Source organism: Methanocorpusculum bavaricum DSM 4179 (assembly GCF_000430905.1).
Lineage (GTDB): Archaea > Halobacteriota > Methanomicrobia > Methanomicrobiales > Methanocorpusculaceae > Methanocorpusculum > Methanocorpusculum parvum.
Genome location: NZ_AUMX01000001.1, coordinates 58,399 through 76,262, shown reverse-complemented (window position 1 = coordinate 76,262; position 17,864 = coordinate 58,399). Strand labels below are relative to the sequence as shown.

Here is a 17,864-nt window from a genome sequence, read left to right as displayed (position 1 = left end):
GGGCTCACGCTATAAACCTTTTGCCCTAATTCGATTATAATTAAGTGGAATGTAAAAATAGCTTGAAATTGAGTTCTGAATAAAAACAAAGCTGTATTCTGGCAGCTCTTTCGTCACAGATATCCGAAGGCTGAATCGGATATTTGCTGGCAAAAAATTAGACTAAGGGTTCCGGCTGTTTTCCCATATCCTCGACCGGTAGCTTGGTGTTTTTCACCAGGATCTGCTGATCTGTTTCGATCAGTCTTTCCATGATCAGGCGTTTTCCTGCCTGGCTCACTGCATACACCGGTACACCCACCCCTCCTTGTACCAATGCTTTGGAAACGGCAGCACGGACATATTTTGATGCACAGGCAAAGACAAGATCGGATGCGGCGACCAGTCTGTCTGCATTTTCGGCGCTTGTAACGCCGGACGTGTGAACGGCGATGATCAGTGCATCCGGATATTTTGTGCGGATCTCCTCTGCGAGTTCATGCTGAAATCCTGCAATCGTAACTGCCGTTTTCGTCCAGCCTTCAGTTTTTGCCCGTGCAAGTCCGGCGAGTACGTCAAGTTTCGCGGTCTCTTTATCGATCACGACACCGCCTGCTTCCTCGATTTTTTCAATAACTTCCGGATACGGAGTCGTCGAGACGAGTCCCGACATCCTTCCGCCGAGCCCCTGGACAAGGTCCGGTGTGCGCACGATCACCGTACCGGCTCCGTCTGCGCAGATGACTGCCGCATCCAGCGTCTTCGTCCTTAGACCCGTGCTCATCAGCTCGGAGGCTCCAAACAGAACGAAGGTTTCCTTGTCAAGAACCTGACGATCGTTTGTACACATCCCGAAGTTTTTGATCCGCGACTCGATGTTTTTCTGCACAGATTCCTTCGTGATCGGGTCAACTGGTGTTGCAAACCGTTTTGCAAGCGGACAGAACCGAACCTCCGGCTCTCCTACTTCCACGACCTCTCCGTTCCTTATGACGACCCGCGTCATCCCGACTGCCTCGATAATATGTTCGTCTTTCATTTCCGATGGATAGATATGACATCCGCATCAACATAAATCCAATGAGAGGGTCACGCTACTTTGAACTGGATGCCGCACGCGGAGTTGCCCTCATTCTTATGATCCTGTATCATATCCTCTTCTGTCTGTACTTCTTTAAGACCGGGCTTGCCCCCTGGTTCGATCCGTATACCATGTCGGGTGCGCCGATCGCATTTCTCTTTGTAGTGATCGCTGGCGTCTCCCTTGTTCTCTCTACTGGTCGCGAGACCGACCCTGTCCGTTCGGCGAAGAAACTCTTTTTCCGTGGTCTCTATCTCCTCTGTTTTGCTGCCGTCATTACGATAGTGACCTTGCTCGTCTATCCTGCGGAAACGGTCGTTTTCGGCATTTTGCATCTGCTTGGCGTTTCCACTATCCTTACCATACCGTTTGTCGTGATGAAAGTCAAACCATATATCCCGCTTGTATTCGGCATAATCTGTATCGCCCTTTCGCCGATCGTCTCGCTGCTTCGGGGGCCTGCCTTTTTGATCCCGTTTGGTATCACCTACAATGGATTTGCAACTCTGGATTATGAGCCGCTCATCCCCTGGTTCGGGGTAGTTCTTCTCGGCGTGGCACTCGGATCGGTAGTATATAAAGACGGCATTCGGCATGGGATCCTCACCCGGCTTGGCGAGATGCCGCGGGGATTTGCCCCGCTCTGTTTCATTGGCCGCCACACGCTGATCATCTATCTCGTCCATGTCCCGGTCATCATAGGGGTCCTCTTCCTCCTTGGTCTCGTTAGTCTGTAACGATATTTTCTTTTGTCCAGGAGTAGACGTACATAGCATCATGTCACAGCGAGCCGCAGATGCAGTATTTCAGGCTTTGTTCTCCCTAACGGATATCAGAGCCATTCTCCGGACTACTGCCCCGGATCATTCCCTTGACGACGACCAGAAGGCAAAAACCGCAAAGGCCCTCGCATCGGTGGAGAAACAGATATCCATACTTAGAGAGGAACTCTTATGAAATGCTGTGATAATATCGATGCACGCATGGTCGATGAGACATCCATCAATCTGGATCCTATCCAGGTGGGAGGTCGTCTTACTCCTGAAGCGATGAAAGCGATGATCTCCTGGGGAGATGGTTACTCGGTCTGTGACAACTGCAGAAAACCGTTCCGCCTGGATTATATCCAGAACCCGCCGTTGAAGGATTTCCATGTGGATGTTGCCGAGTGGCTTGGGATGGCTCAGGCACGCACGATCCCCGGAGCACGCCGTGGATTCCAGCAGGTTGCCGGTACGTATGTGGAAAAAGGCGATCCTGTTCTGATCGGTGCGCTTGCCCACTATACTTCGTATTTATCCGTCGAACTGCAGAAAGGAATCGTTCGCGAGATCCCCAAAACTGCCGACAATCATATCACCGCTGAGGACACCGCGAACCGGATCGAGGATGTTGTTCGTGAGTTTGGCACCGCCCCAAAGCTGCTCTATATTGATCATGTGGATTATCAGTTCGGCAACATGCATGATGTAAAAGGCATCGCAAAGGTCGCTCATCAGTATGATATCCCTGTCCTCTGCAATGGAGTCTACACTGTGGGCATCATGCCGGTGAACGGGAAAGAGCTCGGGGTCGACTTCATCGTTGGGTCCGGTCACAAAAGCATGGCTGCTCCGGCTCCTTCGGGAATTCTTGCCGCAACCGAGGAGCGTGCCGATGAGGTCTTCCGCACGACACAGATGGAAGGCGACATCACCGGGCGGAAATTCGGTATCAAAGAGGTTGGCATTCTCGGTTGCTCCCTGATGGGCGCTCCGATCGTCGGACTTCTTGCTTCATTCCCGACGGTGAAGGCACGCGTCGAACACTTTGACGAGGAGCTTGCCAACAGTAAGATCGTAGTCGAGGCTCTCAGATCGATAGACGGAACGAAGATCCTTTCCGAGTATCCAAGAAAACACACCCTGACACGCGTGGACACCACCGGTTCCTTTGATCAGGTCGCGCAGACCCACAAGAAGCGGGGTTTCTTCCTCTCCAGCGCTCTTTCCAAAAAAGGGATCACCGGCATCATTCCCGGAGCAACGAAAGTATGGAAGATCAATACCTACGGCATGACCAGAAAACAGGCCGAATATGTGGCAGATGCATATCTTGAGATCGCCGAAACGAATGGTCTGACCATTAACTAAGTATGTTCTTCCATCTGATCGTGACCGATGACTGCAATCTCTGCTGTTCGTACTGCAGGGGAAAGATGTTTGAAGAGGAAGACCCAGCGGGTCACTCTCCGGGAACGATCGATGAAACGATATGTGAAAATCTGGCTTTTCCATTGACGGAACTCTATGCATTTCTTGCGAAGGATCCGGAGGCCGTCCTCACGTTCATCGGCGGCGAACCGCTCATCCGCTCCGATCTGGTTATGGAGATCATGGACCATGCGCCGGTGAAACGGTTCATGCTCCAGACGAACGGGACCCTTCTTGGCAAACTCCCCCCTGAATACACAAACCGGTTTGAGACGATCCTTATCTCCATCGACGGGGACCGGGATCTGACCGACAGACACCGGGGGGAAGGAATGTATGATCTTGTGCTTGGCACCGCAGATCTCATCCGTGCGAACGGTTATACCGGCGAGCTGATTGCCAGAATGACGGTTGCCGAAGACACGGATATTTTTTCTTCCGTGACCCATCTTGCAGAACATTTCAGCTCGATCCACTGGCAGATGGATGCGGATTTCACCGGGGATTTTTCCCACAGGAAGTTTGCCGCTTGGAGCGAGGGGTACAATTCCGGTATCCGCCGGCTCGCTGACGAATGGGTTTCCCGGATCGGTTCGACGGGTGTTGTTCCCAAATGGTATCCGTTTCTTTCGACGACAGAGGACCTTCTGCTCGGCCGATCTTCAAAACTCAGGTGCGGCTCTGGGTATGCAAACTACAGCATAATGACCAACGGACGGATAGCCCCCTGTCCGATCATGGTCGGAATGGCGGATTATTATGCAGGCGATATCAGGGATGCCGATCCTCTCACCCTTCCTGAGATCCCTATTCAGGAACCATGCCTTTCCTGCGACATCTACGGATTCTGCGGAGGACGGTGTCTTTACTCAAACATCGTCAGACCGTGGTGTGATGAGTACCGGCTCGTCTGCGGCACTATCAGGAATCTGCATGACGCTTTGGTCGAAAATCTGCCCGGTATCCAGAGAATGCTGGATGAAGGCAGACTGACGATGGATGCATTTGCCCACACGCGGTATAACGGCTGCGAGATAATACCCTGACATCATGGACCCAATCTTCATCTGTATTTTGATCGGGACCGGCCTTCTTGCCGGGTTCATGTCCGGTCTTTTGGGAGTCGGCGGGGGTTTTTTGTATGCGCCGGTGATGTTTTTCGTCCTTCTTGGTTCGGGAGTACCGGGGGATATCGCGATTCTCGTGGCGTTTGGCACCAGTCTTGCAGCGGCATTCCCAACTGTATTGACCGGGGCTGCCGGTCATACACGAAAGGGGAACGTTGTATGGCGCGATGCGCTAATTATGGGGGTGTGCGGTATTCTGACCGGATTTATCGGCGGCACGGCTGCCACCTATCTCCCGGTTCAGATCCTGACGATCCTTTTTGGCGTGATGCTGATCATAGGTGCGATCCGGCTGGTGACCTGTCTGCCATCCGGAACGGGTGAGAGAATGACCGCTCCCCTGGCGGGAGGTATCGGAGGTGCCGCTGGATTCCTGTCCGGCCTTCTGGGTATTGGAGGGGGAACTGTCCTCGTGCCGCTGATGGTGCTTCTGGGGAAGTTCAGCATGAAAAAAGCTGCGGCCACCTCCTCAGCAGCGATCGTTTTTATCACGCTTGGCGGTGTCCTCTCTTATCTGATCAATGGTTTTTCTGCGGGAGCTGATCTGTCCTCATATGGATTTTATCTCTTCGGCTATATCGACGTCATGATGTGGGCAATCCTCGTCATCACGGCGATACCGATGGTAATATTTGCCGTCAGGATCTCAGGGCATGTACCGGATGTCTGGCTTCGCCGGATATTTTTCATCCTTATGCTGGTGATCGCTTTCCAGATGCTGATTTCCGGATAAATATTGAGATGATTGATTATGCGGATAAGCTGCCGACGAATTCTTCGATCAGCTGATCCTCGTTATGTTTGCTTTTCATGATGTCCAAAACCGACATATACCCGTCCCGCTCTTTTAAATTCATGCCGCCCGATGAGACGATCAGATGCACTTTTTCTTTTGGAACTTCGTCCAGCAGTTTTCTGATCGCCGGCGTGATTTTTCCGCACCACATCGGGCTCACGATGACATACTCGTCTGCTTCCCCGATTTGACCGTGAATCTGAATCGCAACAGCACCATTTTTCATGGCGTGTTTTGCAGCACGCATATAGCCCAGAGTTCCGTCCCAGTCCATGTTGTCGGTCACCTCGATCGGTTCAACTGAGAGTTTTTTTGCGATTTTTTCCGCAATTTTTCTGCTTGTTCCGCTTCGTGTAAAGTAAATCACTGCGTATTTCATGATAATTTCACCCTCTGGTTACTAACTACATCGCCGTATTTATACATAAAGGTAATTGCGGATACGGATCAAATTACGCATTATTTAGTTTTTCCGTGCCTTTGCCCATCTCATACGGATTATATTCAGCATTACCAGACAGATGATCAGACCTAGTTTTGCCCAGAGGTGGATCGGCGCAATAATCGCAATAAAAAGCAGAATGCATCCAAGAAGGGCGTGCGCCAGCAGATTTTTCCAGTCGGTCAGATATGCCGCAAGACCTTTGCCGGCTTTTTTTACGAAGATGGTTTGTTTGTTCATTCTCTCTCCCGGTTACATGCGGTCTTGGCATTTTGTGCAAGTCGTGCAAGCATATCATTCATCAACTCGATCTCCTTTGGTGTGAATCCATCCAGCACTTCGGCGTTCCATTCTGTCATGATAGTCATCAGCACTGCTTTGAATGCCGACCCCGCTTCTGTCAAACTAAACACAAACGATCTGCTGTCCTTTGGGTTTACTGCCCGGATAACATACTCTTTGGCTTCAAGAGACTACATCGTCCGGGTCATAACGCTTTTGTCGTAATGCAGTTCTTGTACCAGTTGATCCTGGGTTGTTTCCTGTTCACTGGTCAGGATTCTGTCGATATTCTCTCCCTCGTTTTCCCTCCCCTTTTCCCGGACTGAGAGAAGAGCCATTCCTTCGGCGATATTGAGATCATAATCATTAAGGCAATTTTTCAGATACACTCTGAAATATTTGTCAAATGCCATAATGTTGTGGCCGATACCTCTCTCTAACGGATTTTGCTGCATTATCATGTTATGGTTGCATTTGCAACTATTCATCTATGTTTGAAAAAAAGAATTATTCCTCTTCTGCCTGTTCTTCTTTGATAAAGAAACAGAGGATCAGGATCCCTGCCGCCAGGATCACCGAGACGACAAACGCCATGTCAAAACCGAGTGCGAGGATCGATGCGCTGATCTGTGCCGGCGGCATCTCCGTGATACCTGAATTTCTTATGAGCGTGACGATCCCTACGATCAAAATCAGGTTGTAGACTGCCACGCCGATCGTCATGGGGGCGTAACGCTCCAGTCCTGTCAGACCGGATACCATTCCCTGTTTCGATGCAGGCACGGCTCCCATGATCAGTGTTGTAAGTGGTGTCGTCGTAAGGCCAAGGCCGAGACCTATCAGCGAAAGTGCGGTGATGATGACGCCTAATCCTGTGACTGGACTCAGATGCGTGAGCAGATAATATCCGGAGCCGATCAGAACGACTCCGGCCATGACCATATACTTGATCTTTCCAACAAGTCTGCAGTAGATCTGCCCGGAAACAACTCCGGTGACCATCATCCCGACCGACATCGTCGTCAGGATCAGTCCTGCGTTCGAGGTCGAAAATCCGTGCACGTACTCAAGATAGAACGGGAGCATATAGTTCGCTCCGGCAAACGTGAAAAAGAGCAGCGCCAGGATCATGTTCACGATAACAAACGATCTGCTTTTGAACATGCCCAGGTCGATCAGCGGGTTTTCGTAGTGCCGCTCCCGGAAAATGAAACCTCCTATACAGAATACGGCAAGGAGCAGTGAAATGATGATCGGAGCTGAGGTCCAGCCAAGGGAGAATCCTTCCGAGAAGGCGAAGAGCAGCGCCGCAAGGCCGACGAAAATAAGAACTGCCCCGGCCGTGTCGAATTTTTTGAGCAAACATGATTTTGCCTCAGTCTTTGGAATCACGAACAGTCCAAGGACGACTGCGATGATCCCGACCGGGACATTGATGTAGAAGATCCAGTTCCAGGAAAGATATTCGGTGAGATATCCTCCCAGGGTCGGGCCAAGCGCCATGCCGACGGCGGCAAAGAGCATCACAAGCGAGAGGCCTTTTGCCCGCCGTTCTCCAGGCATGAATCGGGAAAGCATCGCCGGGGCCACTACCATCATCATCACGCCGCCGATTGCCTGAATGATCCTTGAGATCAGAAGGATGTGAAAAGAGTTTAAAAGTTCCGGAAAAAATCCGCAGGAAAAAGATCCGATCACAAAGATGGAAAATCCTGCCAGAAATATTTTTTTAAGCCCGATAGTGTCGGTAAGTTTGCCGACGATCAGCAAAAGTCCGGCAATGACAAGAAGATAGATGGTGCTTACCCAGGCAACCGATGATGTGGTGAGGCTGAATGCTTCAGCGATACTTGGGAGAGCGATATTGACGATCGTTCCGTCAAGGGATGACATGAATGCGGCAAGAGATGCCGAGATGAGTATGAGTATCAGCGTTTTTCCGGATGGAAGAGCATCTTTCATAGACAGTAATGGTTTTTTCCCCTAATAAAGAGTTCAGAGAAGTGCGTATCCAAAGTCATTATTAGGATGTCAGGCATATTTGTGTGCATAATGGATCTTGTAGCGCAAGCAAAAAAAAATGCCGGGCATCGTGCGGCTGATATGGTTAAGGACGGGATGATCGTGGGGCTAGGAACCGGCTCGACGGTATTTTTCGCGATGGAACGTCTGGGTGAACGGATAAAAACCGAGGATCTCTCGATCCTCGGGGTCCCGACGTCTCATCAGACCGCGATGCGTGCCGAGGAATACGGGATTCCTCTGACGACCCTCTCTCTTCATCCGGCACTGGACATCGCCATCGACGGAGCAGATCAGGTGACTCCGTCTAAGCAGATGATCAAAGGTCGCGGTGCGGCGCATCTCAGAGAAAAGATCGTGGCTGATGCGGCAAAGCAGTTTGTCGTAGTGATCGATTCGGCAAAAGAGGTGCCTGTTCTTGATGCCGCGGTTCCAATAGAGATCCTGCCTTTTGCTTATGGGAGTGTCTGTAAGAAACTCGTTGAACTTGGGGGCGAGCCTGTTATGCGTAACGGCGTAAAAAAGGACGGTCCTGTCATTTCCGACAACGGGAATTACATATTCGACTGTGCATTCGGGAAAGTGGACGATCCTGCTCTGCTCGAGTCTGCAATCAATTCGATCCCGGGAGTGCTGGAGAACGGCGTCTTTGCAAAGATGACGGAAAAGACGATCGTCATCGTTGGAAAAAGCGCCTGATCCTTTTTTCACACTCTTTTTTTGAAATTAATTCCGTTGAAAAAACGTGATCAGAACCACGCATCCAGCGTGGCCTGCCCCTTTTTCGCACCGAATCTTTCCAGTCCCGCCTCCACCCTCTCCTGAGTAAAACCGTGCTTTCCGCAAAGCAGATCGATGACCCGGTCCGGATCCGGTGATCTGTTTTCGATATTGTATGATGTCTCAACCGGCGGGTCGAGGAAGTAGTGTATCAGCTGGTCCGGGTCTGCGGCATTTTCGGATTCGCCGATCCTGTCATAGAATGTACCCTCTCTGACGATCTTCACCGCGGTCTTCGGTCCTACTCCCGGCACCCCGCTGTTGTAATCCGTCCCGATCAGCAGCGCGGTCTGGACAAGCTCCTCACGAGTGAGAGATAATCCTGTAAGCACAGCCTCCAGATTCAGCCGCTCGGGATACACCGAAAGAACCTTTCCGCGGAAACGTTTTTTTCCGGATACTGTGATGTTTCGAACCAACTCCGGCGCTCCAAACAGCAGCGAGTCATAATCCTGAGATACTGCATAGGTCACGTCTCCCTGCTGCGCCATATACGAAGACTGGGCTTCTCCCTCCTCAGGTGCCTGGACCCAGGCTATTCCCAGAGCGGAAAGTAATTCCTTTGCCGAATCGATGACAAAGGCATCGACCTTTGAAGATGCCATCGCATATTTTCTCGCGCTCTCCTCATCTCCTTCTTTCAGTGCTTTCTCCCATGAGTCCGCGGCATGTTCCCTGACTTCACGGCGCTTCGCCAGCGTCGATGATTTGAATGCCGGCGGCTTTCCGTCAAAAACATATACTGGAGTGATATTCTTCTCGATCAGGTTCGCGTTTCGAAAGAGAAGACCGCTTAGATGGGAGGTGATGCGCCCCTCCCCGTCCATGAGGGGAGCTCCGTCTGCCTGACGTATTCCTGAAAGAAACTGATAGAGTGCGTTGAAGGCGTCGACCGCCGCAACACCGCCGAGCCCTTCCCATCCGGGCGTTTCTTTATACTCCGCAAGAAGCGGCCGGAGGGCAACACCCATCTAACGGTACATCCGCATCTTGATACTTTCGACCGCCTCGATCACCGTCTGTGAGGTAAGATCCTGTTTGGCGATGAGCTGTCTGCCAAGATCCTCCAGATTGCTTCTCAGCATGCGCTCACGCTGGATCGCCTGTTCCTCCAGCCGGCGGAGACGTATGAGGACCTGCAGGATAAGCCCGCCGAATGCAAGTATAAGCAGCAGAATTCCGACGGAAATAATGGCATCCTGCCATAATCTGCTGACAACCACGATCGCGGATACCGCCATCAGCAGGATGAGCAGTATCTCCGGAATGATGTCGCGAACATTCATAGTTTAACTAAGGTGAGGTGTAATATTAACTTACCTATATATGAGCGAATTTAATCTGCGTTCAGCGGCATCTTATGCCGGTCTGATTCTGATGATGGCGGTGACCAGTCTCCTTGCGATCCTTCTGATCGGTCCGGTGAAGGCGGCCGGTCTTGGCGCATTTGAGGATCCTGATTCGATCCTGAATGCATTTTTGTTCATTTTTGCAATGCTGGTGATTACAGCTGTTCTGCTGATCCTCATCAAATGGAAAGCACAGCAGGTGATCAGCGTCATCATTGGCTTTTCCCTGGCTGCGGTGATTTATTATGTGGTTATGGCTCTTCTGCACCAGGCTGGGCTGGGTGTATTGGCCGATGCGGGCGGCGTGATCTGCGGTATCGGGGTCATTGCTCTGCTTTGGTTCTATCCGGAGTGGTATGTGATCAACACAGCAGGGATCCTGGTGGCAGCAGGGTGTGCGGTGATCTTTGGCGTCTCTCTCTCTCTCCTGCCGGTTCTCGTTCTTCTTGTTCTGCTGATGGTCTATGATTTTATTGCGGTAAAACGGTCCAAACACATGCTCACTCTCGCCGACGGCGTGCTTCGTCAGAAGATGCCGATCATGTTTCTTGTTCCGAAGACGAAAGGCTACTCGTATCGGAAGAGCGGTTTTTCGATTCGCAACGAGAAAGGGGAACGCGGCGCGTATATGATCGGTATGGGGGATGTGATCATGCCGGCAATACTCGTGGTCTCGGCCCAGGTGTTTGCCGGAGGTGAGGGCGTCATGTCGGTTTTCGGCATATATTTGCCGGCATTAGGGGCACTTATTGGCGGAATTGTCGGTCTTTTGATCCTGATGATACCGGTAAACACCGGCAAACCTCAACCTGGCCTTCCGCTGATCAATGGATGTGCGATCATCGGTTTCTTCCTCTGCTGCCTGATTGCCGGTTCCTGGGACTGGCTTGTCTGGTAGAAATCTTTTTATACGAATTTATGTAATAGAATAGGGCACACTAGCATCGATAGTGTAGTGGTTATCACTAGGCGTTGCCAACGCCTAAACTCGGGTTCGAGTCCCGGTCGATGCATCTTTTCTTTTTGAGTTTTTCTCTGTCATTTCCTGCTTAGTCAGTTCATCAGCCGGAATATTATCCGTCCTGTCGATGACAGGGAAAAAGAGGAGTGTATTCTGTTATTGTGTTTTCAGATATTCGTTCAGGGCTTTCAGCGTTCCTTCAAGTGATCCGTCGCCAACAACTATCGGGTCGACTCCTCCCTCCTGCATGCGTTTTGCCGTGATATCTCCTATCGCGATCGGTAGGATCCCTGAAAGATCCGGCAGATTTGCTTGTGAGAAGGAGTTTGCGCTTGTAAACAGTACACTCTCAGCTCCGTTAAGATCAAGCATCTCGCCGGTCGGAACAAGTCCGTAACACCGGTACTCAAAGGCCATTCCGCCTGCCTGTTCTATGGCCTGGATCAGTTCCGGGTTTGGCACATCCGCCCGCGGAATGCCGATCCGCTTTCCATCGATCCACTCGCCCAGATACGGCACGAAGTCCCGCGAATAAAAAGTCGGGAGAGTCTCCGCCGGGATCCCCTGATCGTGCAGGATCTTTGCGGTCTGCGGTCCGATTGCTATGACCCGGCATTTTTTCGTGATATTCCGGTCCAGATGCATACCAATGTATTTTGCCGGATATGCGCTTGTGAAAAATATCGCATCGAACTCTCCGTCGTTTGCCGCGAGAACAAAGGTCTGGACAAGGCTTGCTTTCAGTTCGGCCTTCAGCGGTGAGATTATTCTGGCTGAATGGCCGTATCTTTCGCACAATGTCTGATCGGCTGTACCTTTTTCTGCGAGGCGGGTGATCGCGATCTGCATGGATATACCATTGTTCTTTCTTGATAAAAAGTATCTCCGTTCGGTTCGCAAAATACTCATGTCCTTATATCAGGAACCGCATACTATTATTTCATGAAAATGTTCTGGTCAGGATCCCTTCCCGCCCCCTCTGTCCGAAGCGTGGGGGATATGGAGAATGTGTTTGCCACAAGACCGTCGAATCGTGATCCGGCTGCACCTCTCTATTATATGTACAGGGATCTTTATCAGACACATGGCGACCATACCTGGCTTGAACGTCACCATCTCAGATACGATATCACAAAAATTCCGCCGGGAATCATTAACGGCGAATACACTAAAACCAAAGGACATTATCATCCCTCAAACGCTGCAGGAGTGCCGTATCCTGAGGTGTATGAGGTATTGTCCGGGTTTGCGTACTACCTTTTACAAAAACGCGATCATACCGATGTCATACTCGTTCCGGCCCACACAGGAGACCTCGTCCTCATTCCCCCCGGATACGGGCATGTGACCATCAATCCGGGCCGTGAGGATCTGATCATGGCAAATCTGGTATCTACGGACTTTTCCAGTGAGTACGGCGAGATCAATGAGATGCACGGAGCAGCCTATTATTATATGAAAAAAGAGGGTTGGGTCCCAAATCCGCATTATGGTGAACGGATCCCGATGCATGTGATCCTTCCGCTGCCTCTTCCTGAGCTTGGTCTTGTTCAGGGAAGGTGTCTTTACGAGATGGTCGGCACGACCGATACTCTGGATGTGATGAACCGGCCTGAGGAGTATATGGATATCATCGGCCGGTTCTGTTCTGACAAAAAACGGTTTTGAATTTTAGAAAGGTATCATTCTAAGACCAGCCGGTCTTCGCACAATTCCTTCAAATCCGTGTGCTGCGACATACTTCAGCCCTTTTGCAAATGCCTGATCGATGAACTTCTGATCGACGGAACCGTCAACAATGATTCCTGCGGCATCATCATTCAGTTTCGGCAGGATTTTCTTGAGTTCCTGGGGGGAGTAGTCACCAATGACGCCGGCATCTTCTGTGAGAACTCTGGTCCTGCCGGTATTTTTCATATACTCGGTATGTTCCCGGATCGTGCTTGGGTTCTCCGGTTTTTTCTGTATGTCTGATTCCGGATTTTCGACAGAGGCCGTTGTTGGTTCCTCTGTTATTGTCAGCGGGGTTTCAGTCTGCGGCGTTTTGGGTTCTGGATTTCTGTCCTCTTCGATCAGTACGGCTGTCTCGGTCCTCTGATCGTTTCCTGTGACCGATTCGATCTCGAAGACCAGATCAGAGATCGGTTCGTCCTTTTCGATGTGCGCTTTAAGGACCGATGCAGGAACCTTGTTTCTGAGGGATTTTACGATCTCTTTGCGGCTCATGTCCTCGACACTTCTTCTGCGCGGAGAAAATGCCACGAAGTCTATGTCGGCAACCTGAAGTAGTTCGCGTAAAATCAGATCCCCTCCCCGGTCACCGTCAACGAACACGGTAGTGTTTTTCTTATAGGACAGGTCGATGACCGTTTCCGGGACTTTTGTCCCTTCGACCGCTACGGTGTTGTTGATCCCGCACTTCAGCAGATTGAGTACGTCTGCCCGGCCTTCAACGATGATTATTGCATCGGAGTCCAGAACTGCAGGTCCGGCGGGAAGCCGCTCCGGCCCGATCGCAGTGATCTTTTCGATCCTGCTGGCCTGTCTGACTTCGGCAAGAATGTCGTATGTGGATATGCCTATCTCGTCGAAGGAGTCGAGGAGAAGTTCTTTTGCCCGTTCGACTATCTGCCGGCGTTTGATTGCCCGAAGGTCTTCGATGTTCTGGATCCGGATCACGGCCATACATGGGCCGATACGGTCGATCGTTTCCAAAGCTGCTGCTAATATCGCGGTCTCGGCGCGGTCGAGGGATGAGGCGATGTAGCATTCGCCGGCTGTTTTTCCATGTTTGCTGGTGATCTGGACGTCGATCCTGCCGATCCTTCCGCTTCTCTGCAGATCGCGGAGATCCAGGTCTTCACCAAGAAGCCCTTCGGTCTGGCCGAAGATAGCTCCGACTACATCGGTTTTTTCGACCACCCCCTCTGCTTCGATGTGGAGATGAATGAGATATTTGATACTGTCGATTGAATACATGTAAAGCCTCCATGGATGTGTAAATGAATGTGATAAAAATCCATAGGTACGGGATATATTTATTCTTGTACTACTTAAGGAACATGGAGACTTATTTTTACTCAACCAGAGTTACGGAACGCGAGATTACTTTCCCATCCTCTTTTCTGATGATGTCGATCCGGAGTGTGCAACCAGGCTGGACCATACTATCAATAAGATCAAAATCGCCGGAATTCCCAGGTTCCCATTCATACCCAGTTGGGCCGCTTCCGGAGATAGTACTTATCCCGAAATGATGTGTGTCAATAAAATCGTGGGCCTGCAGTGTATTGATAATGACATACTGTTTTACATCGTTTATATACACTTCAGCAGAGTAATTTTCATTGACGAGGGGCTTGGTTCCAATGTTTCGCAGTTTTACTTTACTGGCAAAGGTTAGCTTTTTGTCATTATAGTGATCGACTGACACGATAGCTAGTATTTCAGGTGGATCTTCAGAAAATTGACCAGATGAAGTGTAGCAATAATTCATTAGGCAAGCGAAAACAATAGCACAAATAATTAGCGTAAGGGCAATAAGAAGTAGCGTGGCAATAACAGGAGATACGCCGTCATCACCTTTGTTAGATGACCTTTGTTTCATGGCTGAGAAGATGAATGTCCCCTGCCATTAACCGAGCCCGTTCATCGTATGCTGCTGCATGTTCTCGCGGTTCTTTGACCTGGCAGGAGGCGCCTGTGGCATGTTCTGTTGTCCCGGAACTCATTTCACGCGATCGCGTATAGATCGTACGGGGGCCTAAAACATGTCTGGTATTTTCGGCACGGATACTCTATTTGTTGTAATGGTTTTTACTCTTTTCGGCGAAGCTGACGTGCCCCGGCATTCATCCACATCTGCCCGCCGCCTGATGTGAACTCCCCGTCGTGCCATGCAGGGATCCCGCCGATCACGGTTGTCACCGGAAAAACTCCGTCCATTCCTTCGTAGGGCGTCCAGCCGCATCTGCTGTGCAGAGATTCACCTGATATTTTTACCGGGGTGTCAGCATAGACGGCAAGATCCGCCCGGCTTCCAGGGGTGAGCGAAGGGGCAGGTATCCTAAGTATCCTGCATGGGTTTGTGGCCGTTTTTGCAATCAATTGACCCAGCGTGATTTTTTGCTCTGTCACCGCGTTCATCAGCAGGGGAAGCATCGTTTCCACACCCGGAACCCCTGACGGTGCGAGGGAAAACGGCTGTGATTTTTCCTGAATTGTATGCGGGGCATGGTCCGAGGCGATAACCGGGATCTTTGCAAAGTTCTGGATGAGTGCGAGGCGCTCTTTTTTTGTGCGGAGCGGCGGGTTCATTTTCCAGAAGGTGTTTTCGGCTGTCGTCTCCTCACAGGACAAAAAGAGATGGTGGGGGGTAACTTCGAAACTATCTTTGATTGTGCCAAATGCTTCTGTTCCGCTGACATGACAGATGTGGAGCTTTGTGCCGTGCGGTGCGAGATCCTGCACAAGCCGAATAGTTTCTGCTTCCCCCTGAACAGGACGTGAACGGGAGTGTTCCTCAAGAGAGTGAACTTCTCCCGGGAGCACTTCTTCTGCGTGAACAGTCACCAGCATGTCATGATCCGCAAGGATCCGCAAAGAATCCCGGATCACATCAGGCGTGAGGGCATTCCCGTAGCTTGACGGAGCGGCAAACATCTCGCCGAATGCAAGGACGCCCGCCTCTATCAGGCCGAGAAAATCGGCATCCGCAGTGACCGATCCGTTGATTCCAAAGTGACATACAGAGTTCTTTGCAGCGAGGTCTGCTCTCTGTCTAAAATTTTCGGCTGTTTCCATCGAAGGGATGGTGTTTGGCTGATCAACGACCGTTGCCACTCCTCCCGCCGCCGCTGCTTCGGTCCCTGTTTTCCAGGTCTCCTTTGCTGCCTGCACTCCGTCACGCATATGAACATGCATATCCGCGGCTGCCGGAATACAGAGCCGATTTTTACAGTCGATCACTCTGTCTGCTGCATCGGAACTGCCGATGTGGGTGATGATCCCGTGATCTATCGAGATGTCCGCGATCCTTCCGTCGGGCAGCCGCGCGTTTGAAAGAACCAGTGCGGTCATCTTCAGCAGACTCTTGGAACGGGATCGCCGAGAGGGGGTTCGATGAACCGCTCGCCGCCGATACGTGTCTGCATTACAACACCGGACCCTTCGACCACTTCACCGATGACTGCTGCATTTTTCCCGTAGGGATGGGATTTCAGGGCTGCAAGAACACGTTCTGCTGCTTCCGGTGCGACACCCATAACACACTTTCCTTCATTGGCGACCTGCAGGGGGTCGATGCCGAGCAGTGAGCCGGCAGATGCAACGCTCTCTCTAATAGGCACTGTATCTTCTCTCACAACGACTTTCACGCCGGCTTTGCGTGCCATCTCGTTGATGCAGGCCGCAAATCCTCCGCGCGTCGGGTCCTTCATCGCATGGATATTGCCGTTACCTGCAGCTTTCATAGCTGCTTCGATCATCTTCCAGAGGGGGGCAACATCTGACTTCAGCTGATCGCCGAGGTCAAAGCCTTCTCTGTATGATACGATGGCAAGTCCGTGATCTCCAAGCGTTCCCGAGACGATGATCTTATCTCCGACGGCTAGATTCCTGTCACGGATCAGAAATCCTCCCTCTTCAATTACGCCGACACCCGCAGTGTTGACAACAATACCATCCAGGCTCCCCTTTTCAACAACCTTGGTGTCTCCGGTGATGATCGATGCGCCGACCTCTCCCAGGGTTTCGTCCATGGAGGCTACGATCTTTTCCAGATCGGCGATCGGAAACCCTTCTTCAATGATCATTGCGCATGTCAGAGCGATCGGCCGCGCGCCCATGACTGAGAGATCATTTACCGTTCCGGAGACCGCGACCCTGCCGATGTCCCCGCCGGGGAAGAAGATCGGTTTCACTACATGTGAGTCGGTCGTTAAAACGACGGTCTTTCCTCCGATGGTGAAGGTCGAGCCGTCATCCAGAGATTCAAGGCCGATCCCGCCTGCATTATTGTTTTTGAATGCCGTCAGCGTCTGAAGAAGTTCACCCATGACTTCTCCTCCGGCTCCGTGCATCAGATTAACTTCTGTATCCTTTTTCATGATGATTCACCTGTTTCGATCTCAAGATTTTTCACGAAGATCTCTCTTCCCTGGATCATGCGGGGCAGTTTCCCGCAGTTAGGGCAGACAAAGATCTCCGGTCCTTTATATCCGCATTCGCACTCTGCAACTGGAAGGATGGTATTAAAAACGAGTTTTGTTTCTGCGAACATTGGATCGTCAGAAATAAAAGTGCGAAACATGAACTCCACCTGCTCAGGGTTTACCATCGCCATGGAACCGACATCAACAAAAATGGTTTTCACGGTTACTGCATGATTCTCCTCGGCCGCCCTCTTAGAGGTTACGTACACATCATAGGCGATACCGGATTCATGCATGGTCGGATTCTTCCATCGCTTTATAAACTTCTTTAAACAGCTCCCGCGTTTCCAGTCCCTCCTCACGCGAAAGCCGCTGAATAGCAAATCCAACGTGTACAAGGACGAACTCGCCGACTTTCACGTCAACAAGATCGATGCGGACCTCCTGCTGGAGTTCACCGTAATCAACGAGTGCGACATTTCCGTCGCGGATTTCAAGAATTTCTGCGGGAACGGCAATACACATATAATGGTATATTGGTTGATAACCGTGATAAAGAAAGCGAAAAGAGACTGATTCAAAATGGCGCCGAGAGGGAGATTTGAACTCCCGAGGTATTGCTACCAGAGGCTTTCAAGGCCACCGCCTTTCCGGACTAGACTATCTCGGCTCCGGACCTTATGATATTAGTCGTAGTGGTA

At 51.0% G+C, this 17,864-nt stretch carries 23 protein-coding genes and 2 tRNA genes; 9 read left to right on the top strand and 16 right to left on the bottom strand.

Annotated features, from left to right (window positions below; all coding sequences use genetic code 11):
- Positions 1–157: 157 nt before the first annotated feature.
- Positions 158–1,018, bottom strand: coding sequence for a methanogenesis marker 8 protein (locus H575_RS00420; RefSeq protein WP_042696433.1), 861 nt, complete (start codon positions 1,016–1,018; stop codon positions 158–160).
- Between the two features lie 41 nt (positions 1,019–1,059).
- On the opposite strand from H575_RS00420, the gene H575_RS00415 reads away from it, so the two are divergent.
- Genes H575_RS00415 through H575_RS00395 form a run of 5 tightly spaced genes read left to right on the top strand, consistent with a single transcriptional unit; the run spans position 1,060 to position 5,112 of the window.
- Positions 1,060–1,797: a heparan-alpha-glucosaminide N-acetyltransferase gene (locus H575_RS00415; RefSeq protein ID WP_042696431.1), complete on the top strand. Its 738-nt coding sequence runs from the start codon at positions 1,060–1,062 to the stop codon at positions 1,795–1,797.
- A gap of 40 nt (positions 1,798–1,837) precedes the next feature.
- The gene (locus H575_RS00410) at positions 1,838–2,017 is read left to right on the top strand and encodes a hypothetical protein (protein ID WP_042696428.1); all 180 of its coding nucleotides are present in this window, start codon (positions 1,838–1,840) and stop codon (positions 2,015–2,017) included.
- Positions 2,014–3,192, top strand: coding sequence for an O-phospho-L-seryl-tRNA:Cys-tRNA synthase (pscS, locus tag H575_RS00405; RefSeq protein ID WP_042696426.1), 1,179 nt, complete (start codon positions 2,014–2,016; stop codon positions 3,190–3,192). Before H575_RS00410 ends, pscS begins: the two co-directional genes overlap by 4 nt.
- 2 nt (positions 3,193–3,194) lie before the next feature.
- Complete coding sequence (locus H575_RS00400; RefSeq protein ID WP_042696423.1) at positions 3,195–4,298, top strand: TIGR04084 family radical SAM/SPASM domain-containing protein; 1,104 nt, start codon at positions 3,195–3,197, stop codon at positions 4,296–4,298.
- A gap of 4 nt (positions 4,299–4,302) precedes the next feature.
- A complete protein-coding gene (locus H575_RS00395; protein WP_042696421.1) occupies positions 4,303–5,112 on the top strand; it encodes a sulfite exporter TauE/SafE family protein in 810 nt (269 codons plus the stop codon).
- Between the two features lie 16 nt (positions 5,113–5,128).
- Here H575_RS00395 and H575_RS00390 read toward each other — a convergent pair whose 3' ends face one another.
- The 5 genes from H575_RS00390 to H575_RS00375 all read right to left on the bottom strand — a co-directional run bounded on the left by H575_RS00390 (position 5,129) and on the right by H575_RS00375 (position 7,861).
- Positions 5,129–5,554 (bottom strand): flavodoxin family protein, encoded by a 426-nt coding sequence (locus H575_RS00390; RefSeq protein ID WP_042696419.1) that lies wholly within the window; start codon positions 5,552–5,554, stop codon positions 5,129–5,131.
- Positions 5,555–5,638: 84 nt separating this feature from the next.
- Positions 5,639–5,857: a hypothetical protein gene (locus H575_RS00385; RefSeq protein WP_042696416.1), complete on the bottom strand. Its 219-nt coding sequence runs from the start codon at positions 5,855–5,857 to the stop codon at positions 5,639–5,641.
- The gene (locus H575_RS09600) at positions 5,854–5,976 is read right to left on the bottom strand and encodes a hypothetical protein (RefSeq protein ID WP_281166562.1); all 123 of its coding nucleotides are present in this window, start codon (positions 5,974–5,976) and stop codon (positions 5,854–5,856) included. The genes H575_RS00385 and H575_RS09600 overlap by 4 nt, the downstream gene beginning before the upstream one ends.
- 114 nt (positions 5,977–6,090) lie before the next feature.
- Positions 6,091–6,360: a hypothetical protein gene (locus tag H575_RS00380; protein WP_162139384.1), complete on the bottom strand. Its 270-nt coding sequence runs from the start codon at positions 6,358–6,360 to the stop codon at positions 6,091–6,093.
- Between the two features lie 46 nt (positions 6,361–6,406).
- The gene (locus H575_RS00375; RefSeq protein ID WP_042696412.1) at positions 6,407–7,861 is read right to left on the bottom strand and encodes a DHA2 family efflux MFS transporter permease subunit; all 1,455 of its coding nucleotides are present in this window, start codon (positions 7,859–7,861) and stop codon (positions 6,407–6,409) included.
- 90 nt (positions 7,862–7,951) lie between these two features.
- Here H575_RS00375 and rpiA point away from each other — a divergent pair, with 90 nt between their 5' ends.
- Positions 7,952–8,620, top strand: a complete 669-nt coding sequence (rpiA, locus tag H575_RS00370) for a ribose-5-phosphate isomerase RpiA (RefSeq protein ID WP_042696410.1) — start codon at positions 7,952–7,954, stop codon at positions 8,618–8,620.
- 50 nt (positions 8,621–8,670) lie between these two features.
- On the opposite strand, the gene fen is transcribed toward rpiA, so the two are convergent.
- Together fen and H575_RS00360 are read right to left on the bottom strand one after the other, a co-directional pair.
- Positions 8,671–9,672, bottom strand: a complete 1,002-nt coding sequence (gene fen / locus H575_RS00365; RefSeq protein ID WP_042696407.1) for a flap endonuclease-1 — start codon at positions 9,670–9,672, stop codon at positions 8,671–8,673.
- Entirely contained in the window at positions 9,673–9,987 is a 315-nt protein-coding gene (locus H575_RS00360) for a hypothetical protein (protein ID WP_052319878.1), read from the bottom strand. It lies immediately after the preceding gene.
- A gap of 40 nt (positions 9,988–10,027) precedes the next feature.
- Between H575_RS00360 and H575_RS00355 the strand changes: the two genes are divergently transcribed.
- Entirely contained in the window at positions 10,028–10,948 is a 921-nt protein-coding gene (locus tag H575_RS00355; RefSeq protein WP_052319877.1) for a presenilin family intramembrane aspartyl protease PSH, read from the top strand.
- Between the two features lie 43 nt (positions 10,949–10,991).
- Positions 10,992–11,063, top strand: a tRNA-Gly gene (locus H575_RS00350).
- 104 nt (positions 11,064–11,167) lie between these two features.
- Here H575_RS00350 and H575_RS00345 read toward each other — a convergent pair.
- Positions 11,168–11,860, bottom strand: a complete 693-nt coding sequence (locus H575_RS00345) for a uroporphyrinogen-III synthase (RefSeq protein ID WP_042696405.1) — start codon at positions 11,858–11,860, stop codon at positions 11,168–11,170.
- Between the two features lie 93 nt (positions 11,861–11,953).
- Here H575_RS00345 and H575_RS00340 point away from each other — a divergent pair, with 93 nt between their 5' ends.
- A complete protein-coding gene (locus H575_RS00340; protein WP_042696403.1) occupies positions 11,954–12,679 on the top strand; it encodes a glucose-6-phosphate isomerase family protein in 726 nt (241 codons plus the stop codon).
- Positions 12,680–12,682: 3 nt separating this feature from the next.
- On the opposite strand, the gene dnaG is transcribed toward H575_RS00340, so the two are convergent.
- The 7 genes from dnaG to H575_RS00305 all read right to left on the bottom strand — a co-directional run bounded on the left by dnaG (position 12,683) and on the right by H575_RS00305 (position 17,833).
- Positions 12,683–13,990, bottom strand: coding sequence for a DNA primase DnaG (gene dnaG / locus H575_RS00335; RefSeq protein WP_042696400.1), 1,308 nt, complete (start codon positions 13,988–13,990; stop codon positions 12,683–12,685).
- A gap of 97 nt (positions 13,991–14,087) precedes the next feature.
- Positions 14,088–14,618 carry a type IV pilin gene (locus tag H575_RS00330; RefSeq protein WP_042696398.1) on the bottom strand — a complete coding sequence of 177 codons (531 nt, stop codon included), beginning with the start codon at positions 14,616–14,618 and terminating at the stop codon, positions 14,088–14,090.
- Positions 14,619–14,827: 209 nt separating this feature from the next.
- Positions 14,828–16,090 carry a dihydroorotase gene (gene pyrC / locus H575_RS00325; RefSeq protein WP_052319876.1) on the bottom strand — a complete coding sequence of 421 codons (1,263 nt, stop codon included), beginning with the start codon at positions 16,088–16,090 and terminating at the stop codon, positions 14,828–14,830.
- Positions 16,091–16,092: 2 nt separating this feature from the next.
- Positions 16,093–17,118 carry a hydrogenase expression/formation protein HypE gene (hypE, locus tag H575_RS00320; RefSeq protein WP_042696396.1) on the bottom strand — a complete coding sequence of 342 codons (1,026 nt, stop codon included), beginning with the start codon at positions 17,116–17,118 and terminating at the stop codon, positions 16,093–16,095.
- The gene (locus H575_RS00315) at positions 17,115–17,459 is read right to left on the bottom strand and encodes a hydrogenase maturation nickel metallochaperone HypA/HybF (protein ID WP_042696393.1); all 345 of its coding nucleotides are present in this window, start codon (positions 17,457–17,459) and stop codon (positions 17,115–17,117) included. Before H575_RS00315 ends, hypE begins: the two co-directional genes overlap by 4 nt.
- Positions 17,452–17,688 (bottom strand): HypC/HybG/HupF family hydrogenase formation chaperone, encoded by a 237-nt coding sequence (locus H575_RS00310; protein WP_042696391.1) that lies wholly within the window; start codon positions 17,686–17,688, stop codon positions 17,452–17,454. The genes H575_RS00315 and H575_RS00310 overlap by 8 nt, the downstream gene beginning before the upstream one ends.
- Positions 17,689–17,746: 58 nt before the next feature.
- A tRNA-Ser gene (locus H575_RS00305) sits at positions 17,747–17,833 on the bottom strand.
- Positions 17,834–17,864: the final 31 nt, after the last annotated feature.

Bases quoted from the DNA above. Each gene is read 5' to 3' on its own strand.
- H575_RS00420 (WP_042696433.1), bottom strand. From the start codon at position 1,018: ATGAAAGACGAACATATTATCGAGGCAGTCGGGATGACGCGGGTCGTC.
- H575_RS00415 (WP_042696431.1), top strand. From the start codon at position 1,060: ATGAGAGGGTCACGCTACTTTGAACTGGATGCCGCACGCGGAGTTGCC.
- H575_RS00410 (WP_042696428.1), top strand. From the start codon at position 1,838: ATGTCACAGCGAGCCGCAGATGCAGTATTTCAGGCTTTGTTCTCCCTA.
- pscS (WP_042696426.1), top strand. From the start codon at position 2,014: ATGAAATGCTGTGATAATATCGATGCACGCATGGTCGATGAGACATCC.
- H575_RS00400 (WP_042696423.1), top strand. From the start codon at position 3,195: ATGTTCTTCCATCTGATCGTGACCGATGACTGCAATCTCTGCTGTTCG.
- H575_RS00395 (WP_042696421.1), top strand. From the start codon at position 4,303: ATGGACCCAATCTTCATCTGTATTTTGATCGGGACCGGCCTTCTTGCC.
- H575_RS00390 (WP_042696419.1), bottom strand. From the start codon at position 5,554: ATGAAATACGCAGTGATTTACTTTACACGAAGCGGAACAAGCAGAAAA.
- H575_RS00385 (WP_042696416.1), bottom strand. From the start codon at position 5,857: ATGAACAAACAAACCATCTTCGTAAAAAAAGCCGGCAAAGGTCTTGCG.
- H575_RS09600 (WP_281166562.1), bottom strand. From the start codon at position 5,976: ATGACAGAATGGAACGCCGAAGTGCTGGATGGATTCACACCAAAGGAG.
- H575_RS00380 (WP_162139384.1), bottom strand. From the start codon at position 6,360: ATGATAATGCAGCAAAATCCGTTAGAGAGAGGTATCGGCCACAACATT.
- H575_RS00375 (WP_042696412.1), bottom strand. From the start codon at position 7,861: ATGAAAGATGCTCTTCCATCCGGAAAAACGCTGATACTCATACTCATC.
- rpiA (WP_042696410.1), top strand. From the start codon at position 7,952: ATGGATCTTGTAGCGCAAGCAAAAAAAAATGCCGGGCATCGTGCGGCT.
- fen (WP_042696407.1), bottom strand. From the start codon at position 9,672: ATGGGTGTTGCCCTCCGGCCGCTTCTTGCGGAGTATAAAGAAACGCCC.
- H575_RS00360 (WP_052319878.1), bottom strand. From the start codon at position 9,987: ATGAATGTTCGCGACATCATTCCGGAGATACTGCTCATCCTGCTGATG.
- H575_RS00355 (WP_052319877.1), top strand. From the start codon at position 10,028: ATGAGCGAATTTAATCTGCGTTCAGCGGCATCTTATGCCGGTCTGATT.
- H575_RS00345 (WP_042696405.1), bottom strand. From the start codon at position 11,860: ATGCAGATCGCGATCACCCGCCTCGCAGAAAAAGGTACAGCCGATCAG.
- H575_RS00340 (WP_042696403.1), top strand. From the start codon at position 11,954: ATGAAAATGTTCTGGTCAGGATCCCTTCCCGCCCCCTCTGTCCGAAGC.
- dnaG (WP_042696400.1), bottom strand. From the start codon at position 13,990: ATGTATTCAATCGACAGTATCAAATATCTCATTCATCTCCACATCGAA.
- H575_RS00330 (WP_042696398.1), bottom strand. From the start codon at position 14,618: ATGAAACAAAGGTCATCTAACAAAGGTGATGACGGCGTATCTCCTGTT.
- pyrC (WP_052319876.1), bottom strand. From the start codon at position 16,090: ATGACCGCACTGGTTCTTTCAAACGCGCGGCTGCCCGACGGAAGGATC.
- hypE (WP_042696396.1), bottom strand. From the start codon at position 17,118: ATGAAAAAGGATACAGAAGTTAATCTGATGCACGGAGCCGGAGGAGAA.
- H575_RS00315 (WP_042696393.1), bottom strand. From the start codon at position 17,459: ATGCATGAATCCGGTATCGCCTATGATGTGTACGTAACCTCTAAGAGG.
- H575_RS00310 (WP_042696391.1), bottom strand. From the start codon at position 17,688: ATGTGTATTGCCGTTCCCGCAGAAATTCTTGAAATCCGCGACGGAAAT.